13 protein-coding genes are annotated in these 15,056 nt (G+C 69.0%); 9 read left to right on the top strand and 4 right to left on the bottom strand.

Features of this window, described 5'->3' with window-relative positions:
- The first annotated feature begins 11 nt into the window (after positions 1 to 11).
- The gene (locus C8D87_RS22205; RefSeq protein WP_146771826.1) at positions 12 to 866 is read left to right on the top strand and encodes a lytic polysaccharide monooxygenase auxiliary activity family 9 protein; all 855 of its coding nucleotides are present in this window, start codon (positions 12 to 14) and stop codon (positions 864 to 866) included.
- Positions 867 to 950: 84 nt separating this feature from the next.
- Positions 951 to 2,183 (top strand): ThuA domain-containing protein, encoded by a 1,233-nt coding sequence (locus tag C8D87_RS22200; RefSeq protein WP_112228281.1) that lies wholly within the window; start codon positions 951 to 953, stop codon positions 2,181 to 2,183.
- On the opposite strand, the gene C8D87_RS45240 is transcribed toward C8D87_RS22200, so the two are convergent.
- The gene (locus C8D87_RS45240; protein WP_170166492.1) at positions 2,180 to 2,530 is read right to left on the bottom strand and encodes a hypothetical protein; all 351 of its coding nucleotides are present in this window, start codon (positions 2,528 to 2,530) and stop codon (positions 2,180 to 2,182) included. The two genes, C8D87_RS22200 and C8D87_RS45240, sit on opposite strands and share 4 nt — an antisense overlap.
- A gap of 6 nt (positions 2,531 to 2,536) precedes the next feature.
- Between C8D87_RS45240 and C8D87_RS22195 the strand changes: the two genes are divergently transcribed.
- From C8D87_RS22195 to C8D87_RS22180, 4 genes are all read left to right on the top strand, one after another.
- The gene (locus C8D87_RS22195) at positions 2,537 to 2,869 is read left to right on the top strand and encodes a hypothetical protein (protein WP_233442232.1); all 333 of its coding nucleotides are present in this window, start codon (positions 2,537 to 2,539) and stop codon (positions 2,867 to 2,869) included.
- Positions 2,870 to 3,205: 336 nt separating this feature from the next.
- Entirely contained in the window at positions 3,206 to 4,270 is a 1,065-nt protein-coding gene (locus C8D87_RS22190) for an ATP-dependent DNA ligase (RefSeq protein WP_112228279.1), read from the top strand.
- Complete coding sequence (locus tag C8D87_RS22185; protein ID WP_112228183.1) at positions 4,267 to 4,872, top strand: YigZ family protein; 606 nt, start codon at positions 4,267 to 4,269, stop codon at positions 4,870 to 4,872. The genes C8D87_RS22190 and C8D87_RS22185 overlap by 4 nt, the downstream gene beginning before the upstream one ends.
- Positions 4,873 to 4,982: 110 nt before the next feature.
- A complete protein-coding gene (locus tag C8D87_RS22180) occupies positions 4,983 to 5,276 on the top strand; it encodes a WD40 repeat domain-containing protein (RefSeq protein WP_112228182.1) in 294 nt (97 codons plus the stop codon).
- Between the two features lie 12 nt (positions 5,277 to 5,288).
- On the opposite strand, the gene C8D87_RS22175 is transcribed toward C8D87_RS22180, so the two are convergent.
- Complete coding sequence (locus tag C8D87_RS22175) at positions 5,289 to 7,886, bottom strand: glycoside hydrolase family 3 protein (protein ID WP_112228181.1); 2,598 nt, start codon at positions 7,884 to 7,886, stop codon at positions 5,289 to 5,291.
- Positions 7,887 to 8,400: 514 nt separating this feature from the next.
- Entirely contained in the window at positions 8,401 to 10,047 is a 1,647-nt protein-coding gene (locus tag C8D87_RS22170; protein ID WP_112228180.1) for a glutamate--tRNA ligase, read from the bottom strand.
- Between the two features lie 77 nt (positions 10,048 to 10,124).
- Between C8D87_RS22170 and C8D87_RS22165 the strand changes: the two genes are divergently transcribed.
- Together C8D87_RS22165 and C8D87_RS22160 are read left to right on the top strand one after the other, a co-directional pair.
- The gene (locus C8D87_RS22165; RefSeq protein WP_112228179.1) at positions 10,125 to 11,306 is read left to right on the top strand and encodes a zinc-dependent alcohol dehydrogenase; all 1,182 of its coding nucleotides are present in this window, start codon (positions 10,125 to 10,127) and stop codon (positions 11,304 to 11,306) included.
- Positions 11,307 to 11,325: 19 nt separating this feature from the next.
- Positions 11,326 to 11,946: an L-threonylcarbamoyladenylate synthase gene (locus C8D87_RS22160; protein ID WP_109638594.1), complete on the top strand. Its 621-nt coding sequence runs from the start codon at positions 11,326 to 11,328 to the stop codon at positions 11,944 to 11,946.
- A gap of 3 nt (positions 11,947 to 11,949) precedes the next feature.
- Here C8D87_RS22160 and C8D87_RS22155 read toward each other — a convergent pair whose 3' ends face one another.
- Positions 11,950 to 13,788, bottom strand: a complete 1,839-nt coding sequence (locus C8D87_RS22155; protein ID WP_112228178.1) for a S8 family serine peptidase — start codon at positions 13,786 to 13,788, stop codon at positions 11,950 to 11,952.
- Positions 13,789 to 14,014: 226 nt separating this feature from the next.
- Here C8D87_RS22155 and C8D87_RS22150 point away from each other — a divergent pair, with 226 nt between their 5' ends.
- Positions 14,015 to 14,974 carry a hypothetical protein gene (locus C8D87_RS22150; RefSeq protein ID WP_146771824.1) on the top strand — a complete coding sequence of 320 codons (960 nt, stop codon included), beginning with the start codon at positions 14,015 to 14,017 and terminating at the stop codon, positions 14,972 to 14,974.
- The last annotated feature ends 82 nt before the right edge of the window (positions 14,975 to 15,056 follow it).

Raw genomic sequence — 15,056 nt, 5'->3', positions numbered from 1 at the left:
GGGAGGTGCTCGTGTTTCGCCTTGTGGGCGTTCTGACGCTGCTCATGATGGTCTCCGCGGTTCCCGCGCACGCCCATGGCGCGCCGACCGACCCCGCGAGCAGGGCTTTCCTGTGCTCGCCAGGTCAGACCACAGCATCATCCTCGCCTTGCCGCAGCGCCGTTCAGGCGGGGTTGCCGTCCACGGAGTGGGACAACATCCGGCTGGCGAACGTGGCGGGGCGCGACCAGGCGAGGGTGCCGGACGGCAAGCTGTGCAGCGCCGGGATCCCGAAGTACGCCGGGCTCGACCTGCCCTCCGCCGAGTGGCCGGCGACGAGGCTCAGGAGCACCGCCTTCACCTACCGGGCGACGATCCCGCACCAGGGCTCGTTCCGGTTCTACGTGACGCGCGACGGCTACTCACCGGCCCGGCCGCTGCGGTGGGCGGATCTGGAGCAGTTCCTCACCGTCCCCACTCCTCCGCTGGTCAACGGCTCCTACGAGTTCAAGGTCCAGCTCCCGAAGCGGACCGGCCGGCACCTGATCTACACGGTCTGGCAGAACACCGACACTCCGGACACGTACTACTCGTGCACGGACGTCGAGATCGCCGCACCGGCGCCGGCACCCGCCCCCGCGCCGGCGCCCGCTCCGGCGCCTCAAGCCAAGCCGGTTCCACCCGCCGCGGCGACGCCGGTGACGCCGTCCAGCTCAGCCGCGCCCTCCACGCCGAAGTCGAGCACCCCGCGACCCGTTCCTGTTGCGTCGAGCGCCGAACAGCCTCCTTCCAGCGCCACGAGGTTCGGCATGTCCGCCGTGGTGGCGGCGCTCGGCGGCCTGGCCGTGCTGGGCGGGTTCCTGTTGTGGCGCAAAAGAATTCTGTGAACGTCCCGGTACCCACGAAGTCTAGACCATCCCTACGATGATCTTCGGGCGCGCAACCCCCGTGATGTGAAGGTGTGTGCCCGCATGGCTCGAAAACTGTTGGCATTGCTGGCGATGCTCGCCGCAACCCTCGTCCCGGTCACCACGACGAGCACGGCACACGCCGCGCCGTTCAAGGTGCTCGGCTTCTACTCGGGCACCCACGACCCGGCCCACATCGCCTTCGTCAAGGAAGCGAACCCGTGGCTCACCCGTGCCGGGCAGGAGAACGGGTTCACCTACGAGGCCACGAACGACTGGAACCGGCTGAACACCCTCACGCCGGCGCAGGCCCAGGTGGTGGTCTTCCTCGACAACCTGCCGAGCGGCACGCAGCGCGCCGGGTTCCAGCGGTACGTGGAGGCGGGCGGCGCGTGGTTCGGCTTCCACGTCTCGGCGTTCACGCAGAACGCGGCCGAGTGGAACTGGTACCACAACACGTTTCTGGGCAAGGGGAACTTCGTCAACAACACCTGGGAGCCGACGACCGCGGTGCTGAAGGTCGAGACCCGCACCCACCCGTCGACCCTGCGCCTGCCGGAGAGGTTCACCTCGTCGGTCAGCGAGTGGTACAGCTGGTCGCGTGACCTGCGCCAGAACCCGGACATCCAGGTGCTGGCGAGCGTCGACCCGTCGAGCTTCCCGCTCGGCACCGACCCGAACCAGCAGTGGCGCAGCGGGTACTACCCGATCATGTGGACGAACAAGAACTTCAAGATGATCTACGCCAACTTCGGCCACAACGCGATGGACTACCAGAACAACATCCCGAAGTCGTCCACGTTCGCGAGCGCCACCCAGAACAACTTCCTCATCGACAGCCTCCTCTGGCTGGGCGGTGGCGGCAGCCCGCAGCCGCAGCCCGAGTGGAGGACGCTCGTCAACAAGGGCAACGCCAAGTGCGTCGACGCCCGTGCCGCGGGCCTCGCGAACGGCACGGTCGTCCAGCAGTACACGTGCAACTCGACCACCGCGCAGAACTTCCGCGCGGTGACCACCAGCGACGGCTACTCCCGCATCGAATACCGCAACGACGCCACGAAGGTCCTCGACGTGAGCAACGTGTCCACTTCGGACGGTGCGGGCATCCACCTGTGGACCTACGGCGGCGGCACCAACCAGCAGTGGCGCGTCACGACCGGCGCGGACGGCTACTCGACGCTGACCGCGCGGCACTCGGGCAAGTGCCTTTCCGCGCCGCCCGGCAGCACCGACGGCGTGCAGCTGGTCCAGGCTGCGTGCGACGGGTCGGCGGCGCAGAGCTTCAAGGTGGGTTAGCCGGGTCGTGACTGGTTCTGGTCGTCGGAGCGGCCGGAACCACTCACGACCACCCGCTCTCCCTGCACAGGACCGCCGGAGCCCGAACTGGCCAGGAACCCGTACATGTCGTTGAGCTGGTGCAGCGCGGACACCGCGTCCCGCCACACCGGGCAGGGCCACGGGCGGTGCCGCCCGTACCAGGTGTGGCACGACCTGCACCGGTGCCGCTCGTTCGGCTCGTGCACCCGCAGCAGCCCGCGCCACCACGGCAGCGCGGCGCGCAGCTGTTCGCGCAGCTCGAACACCTCGTCCGGCGAGTCCGCCCGCGCGAGCTGGTCCATGGTCTTGTAGAAGACATCGATCACCGTCCGGTGAAAGGAGGCCTGTCGCTCTGCGAGCGCCATGTCCGAACTCCTCCTCACCGCAGTTGCCTGCACGAGCTCGGGCATCTCCTGGCCGGTCACACCAGCGACGAGCAGGACGACGACCGGCTCGCGGGCCTCTACCCCGACCTCGAACCGGACGCCGGGCGCCGGGCTTTGCGGCGCACCTCGTACGACACCGCGCACGAACGTGAGGCCGAGACGGTCGCGACGATCATCCTCGAGTGGGCGTCGGTGCTGGACAAGGTCGCGCCGCGCGCCTCGGAAGGCCCGGCGCGGCGCATGGCCTCCTCGCTCGCGGACCGCCTGGGGTGGCTCTGACGTGGAGTACCTGAAGGAAACGCAGGGCGTCGTCACCCTGAGCTGCTCCGCGATCATGCTCTACCTGCTGGCCGCCGCCCGCACGACCCGCGCCTGCGCAGCGTCACGGGCCTGGTCGCGGGGTGGGCGATCGGGCACCCGTTCGGCAGGGCTGCGGCGCCGGAGGAGCTGCCGCTCGCCGAGCGCCTGCGGGCCGGGCTGGAGACGCGGAGGTCCGGCGCGGTGACGATGCGGCACCCGGTCGCGCTGGCCGTCCCGGACGGTGACGGGCTGGACGCCGACGTGCGGGAGCTCGAAAGCTCGCGGTGGCTCTGCGCTGAGCTTATGGTCACGGGCGTGGACCTGCCCGTGATGCCGCCGGTGAAGCCGATGCTCGCGAAGTCCGTGCCCGAGCTGCCGCGCGGGGACGGCCTCGCGTACGAGCCGAAGTGGGACGGCTTCCGCTGCATCGTGTTCCGCGACGGCGACGAGGTGGAACTGGGCTCGCGCAACGACAAGCCGCTCACCCGCTACTTCCCCGAGGTCGTCGAGCTGCTGAAGGAGGCGCTGCCGCCGCGGTGCGTGGTGGACGGCGAGATCGTGCTGGTCACGCCGGACGGGCTGAGCTTCGACACCCTCCAGCTCCGGCTGCACCCGGCCGCGTCGCGCGTCCGCAAGCTGGCCCTCGAGACCCCGGCGAGCTTCGTGGCGTTCGACCTGCTGGCGTGCGGCGACTCCGACGTCACCGGCCTGTCGCTCGGTGAGCGCCGCGAGATGCTGGAGCAGATCGTCACCGAGGTCCCCGGCATCTACCTGACTCCGTCCACGACGGACCCCGGCGTGGCGCAGGACTGGTTCACCCGGTTCGAGGGGGCGGGCTTCGACGGCGTGATGGTCAAGGCGGTGGACGGCGTCTACGAGCCGGACAAGCGCGTGATGTGGAAGGTGAAGCACGAGCGCACTGCCGACTGCGTGGTCGCGGGCTACCGGTTGCACAAGGACGGCGAGACGGTCGGATCGCTGGTGCTCGGGCTCTACCAGGACGGTGAGCTGCGCAACGTGGGCGTGGCGAGCAGCTTCACCGCGGCCAGGCGCCGGGAGCTGGTCGAGGAGCTCGAACCGTTGCGCGACCCCGCCGAACACCCGTGGGCCGCGTGGGCGACCTACGAGGGGCCCGGCATGAACAGCCGGTGGAACCCCGGCAAGCAGCTCCAGGTCGTGCTGCTCGATCCGTCGCGGGTGGCGGAGGTGCGGTACGAGCACGTGCAGGGCGGCCGGTTCCGGCACACCGCGCGGCTGGTGCGGTTCCGGCCCGACAAGGAGCCGGGGCAGTGCACGTTCGAGCAGCTGGAGGAAGTGCCGCCGGCCGAGCTGGACGCCCTGTTCGGCGAAGCCGAGAGGCGGCGGACAATCGAGCTGTGAAGGTGATCAGGCGGGACGGCACGCACGAGATCGAGATCCAGCGGTCGCGGTTCCTGTGCCACGTCGCCCGCGTCGCCTCCGAGCAGGAGGCGGCGGAGTTCTTCGCGCGGATCCGCAAGGAGCACTGGCAGGCCACGCACAACTGCACGGCGTTCCGGACGCGCGACACGCAACGCTCCTCCGACGACGGCGAACCCGCGGGCACGGCCGGCGTGCCGATGCTGGAGGTGCTGACGCGCCGGGACCTCGTCGACACCGCGGTCGTCGTCACCCGCTACTACGGCGGCATCAAGCTCGGCGCGGGAGGCCTGGTCCGTGCCTACGGGCGGGCCGTGTCGGAGGCGATCGACGCGCTGGGCACGCTCACCCGTGAGCACCACGAGAGCGTCCTGCTCGCCGTGGACCACGACCAGGCGGGCAAGCTGGAGAACGCGTTGCGCGCCGCCGGCCACCACGTCGCGGACACCGAGTACGGCCACGACGTCACCTTCACCGTCCTGACGAAGGAGCCCGAGGCGTTCGAGGTCTGGCTCGCCGCCCAGACCGGCGGTGCGGTGACCGCGATCAGGGGCGAGCCCGTCGACCTCGACGTCGCCGGCTAGCGCGGGCGGCGCCCCACCCCGAGAGAGGCGCGCCCGCGACGGTCCTGACCACGTCTTCGGGTCCGGCGGCGGGTCGTCGGTTTTGCGGGTCTCGCCGCGCGGACGGCCAGGTGGACGCGAGCAGCGGCTGGGACGGCACGGTGTGGCCGTGGCGGATGAGCGAGCGGCACACGCGGGAACCGATCGTGCGGATCGCCGACGCGAACGGCTTCGTGCGCGGCTCGGTGTTCAGCCCGGACGGCACCTACATCGCGTCCGGGGGCAACGACACGACGATCCGCCTGTGGGACGTCGGTCTCGACCGGGTGATCGCGCGGTTGTGCGCACGCGAGCCCCGGCCGATGACCCTTCAGCAGTGGGAGGAGCACTACCCGGACGTGCCCTACCGGCAGTTCCGCCGGTAGGGCACTTTCGGGCTACGTGCAGGGAAGAACGTCCGGATCAGCGCCCGCCTTGGGCACCCACCGCACGTTCGCGAACGACGCCTGGAACGCGCCGTCGGTGTAGACCAGGAACGGCGTGTTGACGTTCTCCAGGTCCAGTCCCTTGTCGGCGAAGCAGTTGACCGAGAGCTTCACGGTCGACTTCTGCCCGATCGGGAGGCCGCGGAACGCGTTCGTCGCGTCGAACTCACCCAGGCACGGGTACACGCAGTGCGCGCTGATGACCGTGCGGTTGGCCGGGGCCTGGTGCACGATCACGTCGAACACGATGGCCGCGTTTGCGTTGCCGTAGCCCCGCAGGTCGGTGCCCGCCGGGCTCTGCAGGTACACCTGGCCGGGGCCGTTGCCGGTCCACGTCGCTTTGAGCGCGTCCTGCTGGACGTTGACGTCGGACTGCACGACGTTGATCTCGGCGTGCGAGGCCTGGCCGTCAGGTCCGATCTCGGTGCCGCCCCAGTTCTCCGGCGAGCCGATGTAGCTCTTGTACGGCGCGATGTCCGTGCGGTTGAAGATCTCCAGGTCCTCGGTCGCCGTGCCACCTCCACCGCCGGAGCAGGTGCCGCCGGGGCTCGACTCGTCGAGCTTGCCGACGTTGCCGGTCTGCCAGTCACGCAGGCCGTAGCCGCGCTTGAACAGCGGGTCCTGGCTCGGGTCGTTGAGCGGCGTCTGGCAGGCGCTGCGCGGCCACGAGTAGGACAGCTTGCCGGTGAACCCGTTGTGGCGTCCCCGGATCAGCAGGTCCGCGATGCCCTGGCCCTCGGTGCCGGGCAGCCACGCGGCGACGAACGCGTCGGAGCGGTTGATCTCCTTGTTCATGTACATCGGGCGGCCGCCGACGTAGACGGTGACGACCGGCGTGCCCTTGCCGGACACCTTGTCCAGCACGGCGAGGTCCTGCGGGTACAGGCGCGCGGTCTCGAGCGTCCGCTTGCCGATGTCGCCCACGCCCTCCGCGTACGGCGTCTCACCGATGACGGCGATGACGGCGTCGAAGCTCTTCGGGTCGACGTTGTCCGCGGTCTCGGCGAACGTGACGTTGGCGGCGCCCAGGGTGTCCTGGATGCCCTTGAGGATGCTGGTGCCGTTGGGGAAGTCGGCGTTGGTGTTGCCGGTGCCCTGCCAGCTGAGCGTCCAGCCACCCGACTGGTTCCCGATGTTGTCCGCGCTCTTGCCGACCACGAGAACCTTGCTGCGCTTGGAGAGCGGCAGCACGCGCTCGTTGTTCTTCAGCAGCACCGCGGACTCCCGCACGGCCTTGCGCGCGAGCTCCTTGTGCAGCAGCGCTTCCTGCTCACCCGCGTGCTCCCGCTGCGAGGGCTTCGGCGCGTCGAACGTGCCGGCGCGCAGCTTGACGCGCAGGATGCGGGTCACCGCGTCGTCGATGCGGGCCATCGGGATCTCGCCGGACTCGACCTGGGCGATCGTGTTGGTGATGAACGCCTTCCAGTCGTTGGGCACCATGATGATGTCCATGCCGGCGTTGATCGCCTGCGGGCAGCTGGCGTTGGTGCAGCCGGTGACCTGCCCGATGCCGTTCCAGTCGGAGACGAGCAGGCCGTCGAAGCCCATCTTCTCCTTGAGGATGCCGGTCTGCACGTACTTGCTGCCGTGCACCTTGCCCTCGTTGATGACGTCGTTCGTCCAGCTGTTGAACGAGATCATCACCGTCTGCGCACCAGCGGCCAGCGCCCCGTAGTAACCCTGCCCGTGGATGTTGATCATTTCCTGCTCGGTGGAGGGGTTGACCCCCTGGTCCTTGCCACCGGTCGTGCCACCGTCACCGATGAAGTGCTTGGCGGTGGCGATCACACCGTCCTCGCCGATGCGCTTCCTCGCGTTGTCCTGCAAGCCCTTGACGGCCTCGAACCCGTAGGCGCGCGTGATCCGCGGGTCCTCCGAGAACCCTTCGTACGTCCGCCCCCACCGGTCGTCGCGCACCACGGCGAGCGTGGGCGCGAACGCCCAGTCCTGCCCGGTGGCCCGAATCTGCTCGGCCGTGGCCTCACTGATGTCGCGGACGAGGCACGGGTCGTGCGCGGCACCGAGCCCGATGTTGTGCGGGAAGACCGTTGCGCCGTAGACGTTGTTGTTGCCGTGCACCGCGTCGATGCCCCAGATGACGGGAATCTTGGTGCGCGTCTGCTTCGACGCCTCCCAGTAGGCGTCGGCGAGCTTCAGCCAGTCCTGCGGCGTGGCCTTCTTGTTGCCGCCGGGCCAGCTGCCACCACCGTTGAGGACGGAGCCGAACCCGTAGGTCGTGACGTCCTGCGGCGTGATCGCGGCGATCTCGGGCTGCGTCATCTGGCCGACCTTCTCGGCCAGCGTCATGTCCTTCAGGATCGCCTTGATCCTGGCCTCGTCCCTGCGGTCGCCCTTGAGCTGGCTCTCGATCTTGGGCCAGTCCTTGAGGGTCGGCAGTGACTTCTCGATGCGGGCACACCCGTGCTCGGTCCTGGGCTGCCCGATGACCGGTTGTTTCGGCCCGTGCGCTTCCGGCGCGGCAACAGCCGCTGTCGCGCTGGCGGCGAGCGTCAGCCCCAGCACTGCGGCGAGAGTGCTTCTCCAATGCATGCCGCAGATCCTCAACGGCGTGTTACGTCCACGTCAATGGGAACGCTCTCATGAGTTTTTTCCGGAACTCTCGGAAGGAAGTTCCCAAAGCGGTCTCGGCCCCTGAACGGGGCCTCGTCCGGGCATCGCACGCGCCTGGTCCGGTCGTCGTACGAGTGTGGGGGGCGGTGGTCCGGATGGGTGGCTCAGGTGGCGGCTGGCCGGGTGGTCGCGTGGATCGGGTCGCGGTCGCGGCTGACGGTTGACACCGCGCGGGGCTGGTTGTTTTAGCTGGGTTTTAGCTCCAGCGGAGGGTTCCGGGCCGTGCGTCGCCTCGCCTCGTGTGGGTGGGCGCGTGGGCCGCTAGGGCAGCACGTCGCACTCAAAGTCAAGCCCAACCGCTTTGCAGCACCCTGTCGGCCAGCCAGCTCTCTTCCATCACGGCGGGAGTATGTGCGCTGCAACGGCGGATCGTCGCCGGAACATACGAACGGCCCCTGGCTCCTCAAAGGAACCAGGGGCCGATTCGAGGGGACTAGCCGGCCAGGGCGCGCACCCGGCGCAGCACCTCGTCCTTGCCCAGCGTGCGCGCGATGGCGTGCAGGTCCGGGCTGCGGTTCGAGCCGGTGAGGGCGACGCGGATCAGCTGCGCCGCCTCCTTGATCGAGCCGGGGTAGGCGTCCGGGTTCTTCTTGAACTCCTTGGGGTTCGGCGCGAAGCCGTGCTTGCCCGCGAGCTCGCGGATCTGGCCGAACCACTCCTGGCCGTCTTCGAGGTCCGCGTAGCCGTCGGCGAAGTCGGCGGCGAACGCGGAGATCAGCTCGGGCGACAGGCCGCCCAGCCGCTCGTCGGTGCGGTCGGTCACCAGCTCGAACAGCGACGGGAAGAAGAACCCGTAGGCCGCGCGGAAGTCCGACCACTTGCGGAGGTCCTTGCGCGGGTTCGCCACCTCCGGGCCGCGCTCGACCTGCAGGGCGGCGAGGGCGGAGTCGCGCTCGTCGGACAGCACGGACACGAGCGCCGGGTCGTAGGTCGACGCCCACGCCGAGATGCGTTCGATGATCTCGGGACCGGACAGGGTGGCCACGTGGTCGGCGGCGATGTCCTCGAGCTTCACCAGGTCGACCAGCGGACCGGCGACACCGCACTCGGACAGCGAGATCGGCGCCTCCAGTGCCTCGGACAGCGGCAGGTCCGCCAGGCGGGCGTTCACCAGGCCGCGCATGTAGAACTTCACGGCCTCGGCCGGGTAGCCCGCCTCGATGAAGTACTCGACGGACGCCTCGGGGTCCTTGCGCTTGGAGAGCTTGCGGCGGGAGCCGCCCTGCTGCTTCATCAGCGGCGCGATGTGGGCGTACTCGACGCGCTCGAAGCCCAGGGCGTCGAAGAGCTGCAGGTGGGTGGGGACGGAGGAGATCCACTCCTCGCCGCGGATCACCAGGTTCACGCGCATCAGGTGGTCGTCGACGGCGTGCGCGAAGTGGTACGTGGGCAGGCGCGGCGACTGGTCGGACGCCTTCAGGATCACGACGTCGTTGCGGTTGGCCTCGTGCTCCAGCTGGCCGCGGATCGCGTCGGTGAACGACGTGCGCTCCCCCGCCTTGCCCGGCGAGCGGAACCGGACGACGTACGGGCGGCCGGCGTCGAGGGCCTCCTGGACTTCCTCGGCCGTCTTGTCACGCCAGATCGCCCAGCGGCCGTAGTAGCCGGTGGGGAGCTTGGTGGCCTGCTGGCGCGCGGTGATGTCCGCCAGCTCCTCCTTCGTGGCGAAGCAGAGGTACGCCTTGTCCTGACGCAGCAGCTCGCGCACGTAGGTCAGGTAGATCTGCTCGCGCTGCGACTGGTGGTACGGGCCGTACGAACCCACGGAGTCCGCCTCGTCGGGCTCGATGCCGAAGTAGGCGAACGCGCGGTTGAACTGGTCGACGGCGCCGGGGACCTCACGCGCCTGGTCGGTGTCCTCGACGCGCACGATGTAGGCGCCGCCGGACTGGGACGCGACGTCGCGGTCGATCATGCCGACGTACAGGCCGCCGATGTGCAGGAAGCCGGTCGGCGACGGGCCCAGGCGCGTGACCTTCGCGCCCTCCGGAAGCTGTCGCGGCGGGTACTGCTCCTCCCAGAAGGACGGCTCGGGCAGGTCCGAGGGGAACAGGGCGTCGACGACGGCACGGTCGAGCATCGCTGAGGGTCTCCAAAACCGGGGAAAGAAAGTCCCCCCAGGTTATCAACGTGCGGCGACGGGGAACGCCACTGGGCATGAAGGCAGTCACTTGGCACGGCAAACGCGACGTCCGGGTCGACAGCGTGCCCGACCCCGCGCTCAAGGAGCCCGAGGACGTCATCGTGAAGGTCACGTCCAGCGGTATCTGCGGGTCGGACCTGCACCTGTACGAGGTGCTGGGGCCGTTCCTCACCGAGGGCGACATCCTCGGGCACGAGCCGATGGGCGTCGTCGAGGAGGTCGGCGCGGCGGTCACGCAGCTCAAACCCGGCGACCGGGTGGTGATCCCGTTCAACGTCTCGTGCAACAACTGCGTGATGTGCAACCAGGGGCTGCAGAGCCAGTGCGAGACCACGCAGGTGCGCGAGCACGGGTCGGGCGCCGCGCTCTTCGGGTACACGAAGCTCTACGGCCAGGTTCCCGGCGGGCAGGCCGAGTACCTGAGGGTGCCGTTCGGCAACACGCTGCCGATCAAGGTTCCGGACGGGCCGCCGGACGACAGGTTCGTCTACCTGTCCGACGTGCTGCCGACCGCGTGGCAGGCCGTCGAGTACGCGAACGTCCGGGAAGGAAGCATCGTCGCCGTGCTGGGTCTCGGGCCCATCGGCGACATGGCCTGCCGCATCGCCCGGCACCGGGGAGCCAGGGTCATCGGCATCGACCTCGTCCCGGAACGCCTCGCCCGCGCCAAGGCACGCGGCACGGAGACGATCGACCTGCGCGGCGCCGGCAAGCGCCTCACCGAGGTCGTCAGGGACATCACCACCGGCCGAGGCCCGGACGCGGTGATCGACGCGGTCGGCATGGAGGCCCACGGCGCGCCGGCGGCCAAGATCGCCCAGCAGCTCACCGGGCTGCTGCCGGACGCGATGGCCCAGAAGTTCATGAAGGAAGCGGGCGTGGACCGTCTCAGGGCCCTCTACAGCGCGATCGACATGGTCCGGCGCGGCGGCACGATCTCGATCGTCGGTGTGTACGGCGGCATGGCCGACCCGCTGCCGATGCTGACCATGTTCGACAAGCAGCTGCAGCTGCGGATGGGTCAGGCCAACGTGTGGCGCTGGGTCCCGGACATCCTGCCGCTGCTCACGGACTCCGATCCGCTGGGTGTGGACGGCTTCGCCACGCACCGCCTGCCGCTCGAGGACGCGCCCAAGGCGTACGAGACGTTCCAGAAGAAAGCCGACGGCATGGTCAAAGTGCTGCTCAAACCTTGATCGGCCTATCCTGCCCCGCATGGCCAAGTACCTCGACGTTCATCCGGTGAACCCGCAGAAGCGCGCCATCGACCAGGCTGTGCGGATCTTGCAGGAGGACGGCCTGATCGCGTACCCCACGGACTCCTGCTACGCGCTCGGCTGCCGTCTGGGCAACAAGGACGGCATCGACCGGATCCGCGAGATCCGCAAGCTGGACGACAAGCACCACTTCACGCTGATGTGCGAGAACTTCGCCCAGCTCGGCCAGTTCGTGGTGGTGGACAACGCGGTCTTCCGCGCGATCAAGGCCTCCACGCCGGGCAACTACACGTTCATCCTGCCTGCGACGAAGGAGGTGCCGCGCCGCATGATGCACGCGAAGAAGAAGACGGTGGGCGCGCGCATCCCGGACCACGTGGTGACGCAGGCGCTGCTCGAGGCGATGGGCGAGCCGCTGCTCACGTCCACGCTGCTGCTGCCGGACGAGGCGGAGCCGCTCGTGCAGGGCTGGGAGATCAAGGAACGGCTGGACCACCAGGTGGACGCGGTGCTCGACTCCGGGGAGTGCGGCACCACGCCCACCACGGTGGTGGACTTCTCCAGCGGCGAGGCCGAGATCATCCGCTACGGCGCGGGTGACCCGTCCCGGTTCGAGTGACCCCTACGACACGACCAGCGCGTAGTCGGCGTCGGTCGCGGCCGTCTCGACGTGACCGTCCACGTTGACGGCAGTCGCGATCACCTCGATCGTCCAGGTGCCCGCGGCGGTCGTCGAGAGGAGCACGTTCTCCACGGTGTCGACGGTGTTCGCGGCGCCACCCGACGTGGAGAAGTTGCCGGCCAGCAGACCGTTGTTGCCCCAGTAGACGGTGCCGCTGGGGGAGGTGACCTTCAACGTCAGGTCGTTGACGGTCGCCTTGGCCGCGGTCGGCGAACCGGCCGGGTCCGTGTACGCCAGCGTCGCGCGAAGCGGCGTCTGGCCGTTGGACGTGAAGGTGTACTTGCGCGACTGACCGGTCGTGAGGAGGTCGGTCTCGTTCACGAGCACCGGCAGCTTCCAGCCACCCGCACGCGCACGGTCGTACAGGTTGCGGACGGACGCGGTGCCCCACCCCTGGTGCGTGCGCGTCTGGTCATGCGCGGTGCCGACGAACGTGTGCTGGTTGGCGGTGTTGATCAGCAACGCCTTCGCGGTCGCCGCGTGCGGGCGGGACGCGAACACGTCACGTCCCTTGCCGGGACCGCCGTCGAACACGCCGTCCGCCCACATCTGGAACATCAGACCGGCGTTGCCGCAGGTGATCGGCGTGGCGCCGGAGGTGCCGCCGAACGACGTGGTGTAGGCGGCGTCGTTGGTGGACGTCGTGGTGTCGATGCGGTCGTAGTAGTTCGAGAGCTCCGGCTTGATGCGGCCGTCGGCAGCGGGGCCGATCGACGCGCCGCCGTTCCACTTGTCGTCCCCGCGTCCGATGGTGTTGTAGTGGTAGTGGCCACCGACCGACAGCACGTTCTTCGCCCACGCCTGCGGGCGCGAGCTGCGGGTGCCCGCGTTGCTCTGCGACTGGCAGATCAGGATGTCGTGGTCGAAGACGATCCGGTCCATCTCCTGGGAGATCGAGTTGTACGACGTGGTGAGCGAGCTGCCCCAGCTGTTGCTCTGGAACACGGCCCTGTACTGGCCGGCCGGGTCGACGAGCTGCTTGGTGTGCGCGTACCGGTCGCCCGAGTTGTAGACCGCGAAGATGCCCTGCGCCTCGGGCAGCAGGCCGCGGTGCGCGGACGAGACGCCGGACGCGAAGATCTGCCCGTACGTCGAGGTGCCGTGCGAGGTGCTCGTCGAGTTGCCGGTGTGCATCAACGGCGGCCGGGCGCGGAACTCCTGGTGCGTGGTGCGCAGGCCGCCGTCCATCACCTCGCCCCGCACACCCCGGCCGCGGTAGCCGCCCGCGGCCTCGATGTGGTTGGCACCGGACGACTCCCGCGAGATCGCCATGTCGGTCTCCGGAGCGGACACCGGGTCGATGGCGATCACGGCAGGCAGCTTCGCGACCTGCGCCGCCTGACCGGCGTCCAGCGTCGCCATGATGTGCTCACGGCTCGCCGAGATCACGTTCACCTTGCCGCCCAGGGACTTCACCTTGGCCGCGACGGTCTGCTGGTCGCGCGTGTCCTGCTCGGCCAGCGTGATCAGGTAGTCCGCGGCGCCGCCCAGCGCGATGATCTGCGGCTGGGCCTGGAACGGGCGCACCTCGCGGACGTAGCTCAGCCGCGAGACGCGCGATGTGCTCGTCATGCGGGCGACGTAGGTGCCGTCCTGCACGAACGCGCCGAGCCGCACGCCGAGGCCCTTGAGCTGGTGGCGCTGGGCGTCGTTCAGGGTCGTGCGGAACTGAAGCAGGTAAGCGCTCTCCGCCGGGGCAGCGACGGCGGGGACGCCGCTGATCAGCGCGAACGCGGATATGGCCGATAAAATTGTGCGCAGCACGAATCGAACCTCCACATCGGCAGGGTCGGCGGTGACCGGAGGGAGTCACCGCCCGTGACCAGCACGTTACCGTGAAGGGCCAGGTCAGAACATCAGTCGAACGGCGGTGATCATCTTGACGAGGGTGTAGAACAATCCCTTTGACCGCCGATATTCACGTTCACCCGGATGGTGCATCCGGAGTAACGTCGGAGCAGGTATGCCCGACATGCCCGGCAAAGCATTTCCGCGCGGAGGACGGATGTCTGTCTCACCTGAGCAGCTGATGGAAGAACTGCGCACGTTGTGCCGGGGGCGCGGGGTGCATACTCCGGGAATCGACTTGCACGTCGGGCCCGCGCTGCGCCAGGTGTGCGGCATCGTGGAGACCGACGGCGCGGAAGCCGTGCGAACGAAACTGCGCGACTGGGTCACGAACGCGGTCCGCGCTTTCCCGGCGGAGGTCCGCAACGCCGTTCTGGCGCCGCTCGGACTGCACGAGGAAGCGCAGTTCCGGTTCCTCAACGAACGCATCGAGTGGCTCGCGAAGCAACAGGACCGCGGCGCGCGCACGGTGCGCAGGAGGATGGAAGCCGGGCTGCAGCGCCTGGTGGAGGTGGCACTGCAGCCGGCACCGTCGACGGCGCACGTGACGCCGTCGGAACTCTGGCACGTCAAGGAGTTCGACGCGCTGCTCAAACTGGACGGTCCGACGCCCGCGTGCACGGAACGCCGGACCGTCGTGGCCGACACCGATGGTGTCAACGAGATCGCGTGGTCCATCACGATCCCCTCCCCCACGCCCGACGGCGCTCCTGGCGACGTGGACGTGGAGGTGTTGCACGGGGTGGAGCTCATCGGTCACGAACGGCCGTCCCCGCGGCGCTTCCTGATGAAGCTGCGCTTGCCCCGACCCCTCAACGCAGGACAAACACACCAGTTCGCGCTCGAGGTCAAAGTGCCGCGAGGACAGTCGATGCGTCCGACCTACGTGTTCTGGCCGGAGCGGATGTGCGAGTCGTTCCGGTTGCGCGTTCGGTTCGACCGGGACGACCTGCCGGACTCGGTGTGGCGCGTCGAGGAGGCCCTGGCGCGCGACACCGACGACCTGACTCCTTGGCCGAAGAAGCTGCCCATCGACGAGATCGGCGAGATCGACGTGTCGTTCCCGCACCCCCGTCAGGGCCGCGGCTACGGCGTTCAGTGGACACCACGCGTCTAGCTGGGCACGTTCAGATCATGAAATGCGGTTCCACGGCTGACACCTCCCTTTGTCAATCAGGGAGAACCGCAGTCCGAAGCCG

It is taken from the genome of Lentzea atacamensis (assembly GCF_003269295.1).
Taxonomy (GTDB): Bacteria; Actinomycetota; Actinomycetes; order Mycobacteriales; family Pseudonocardiaceae; genus Lentzea; species Lentzea atacamensis.
This window is presented reverse-complemented; position numbering and strand designations above follow the sequence as displayed.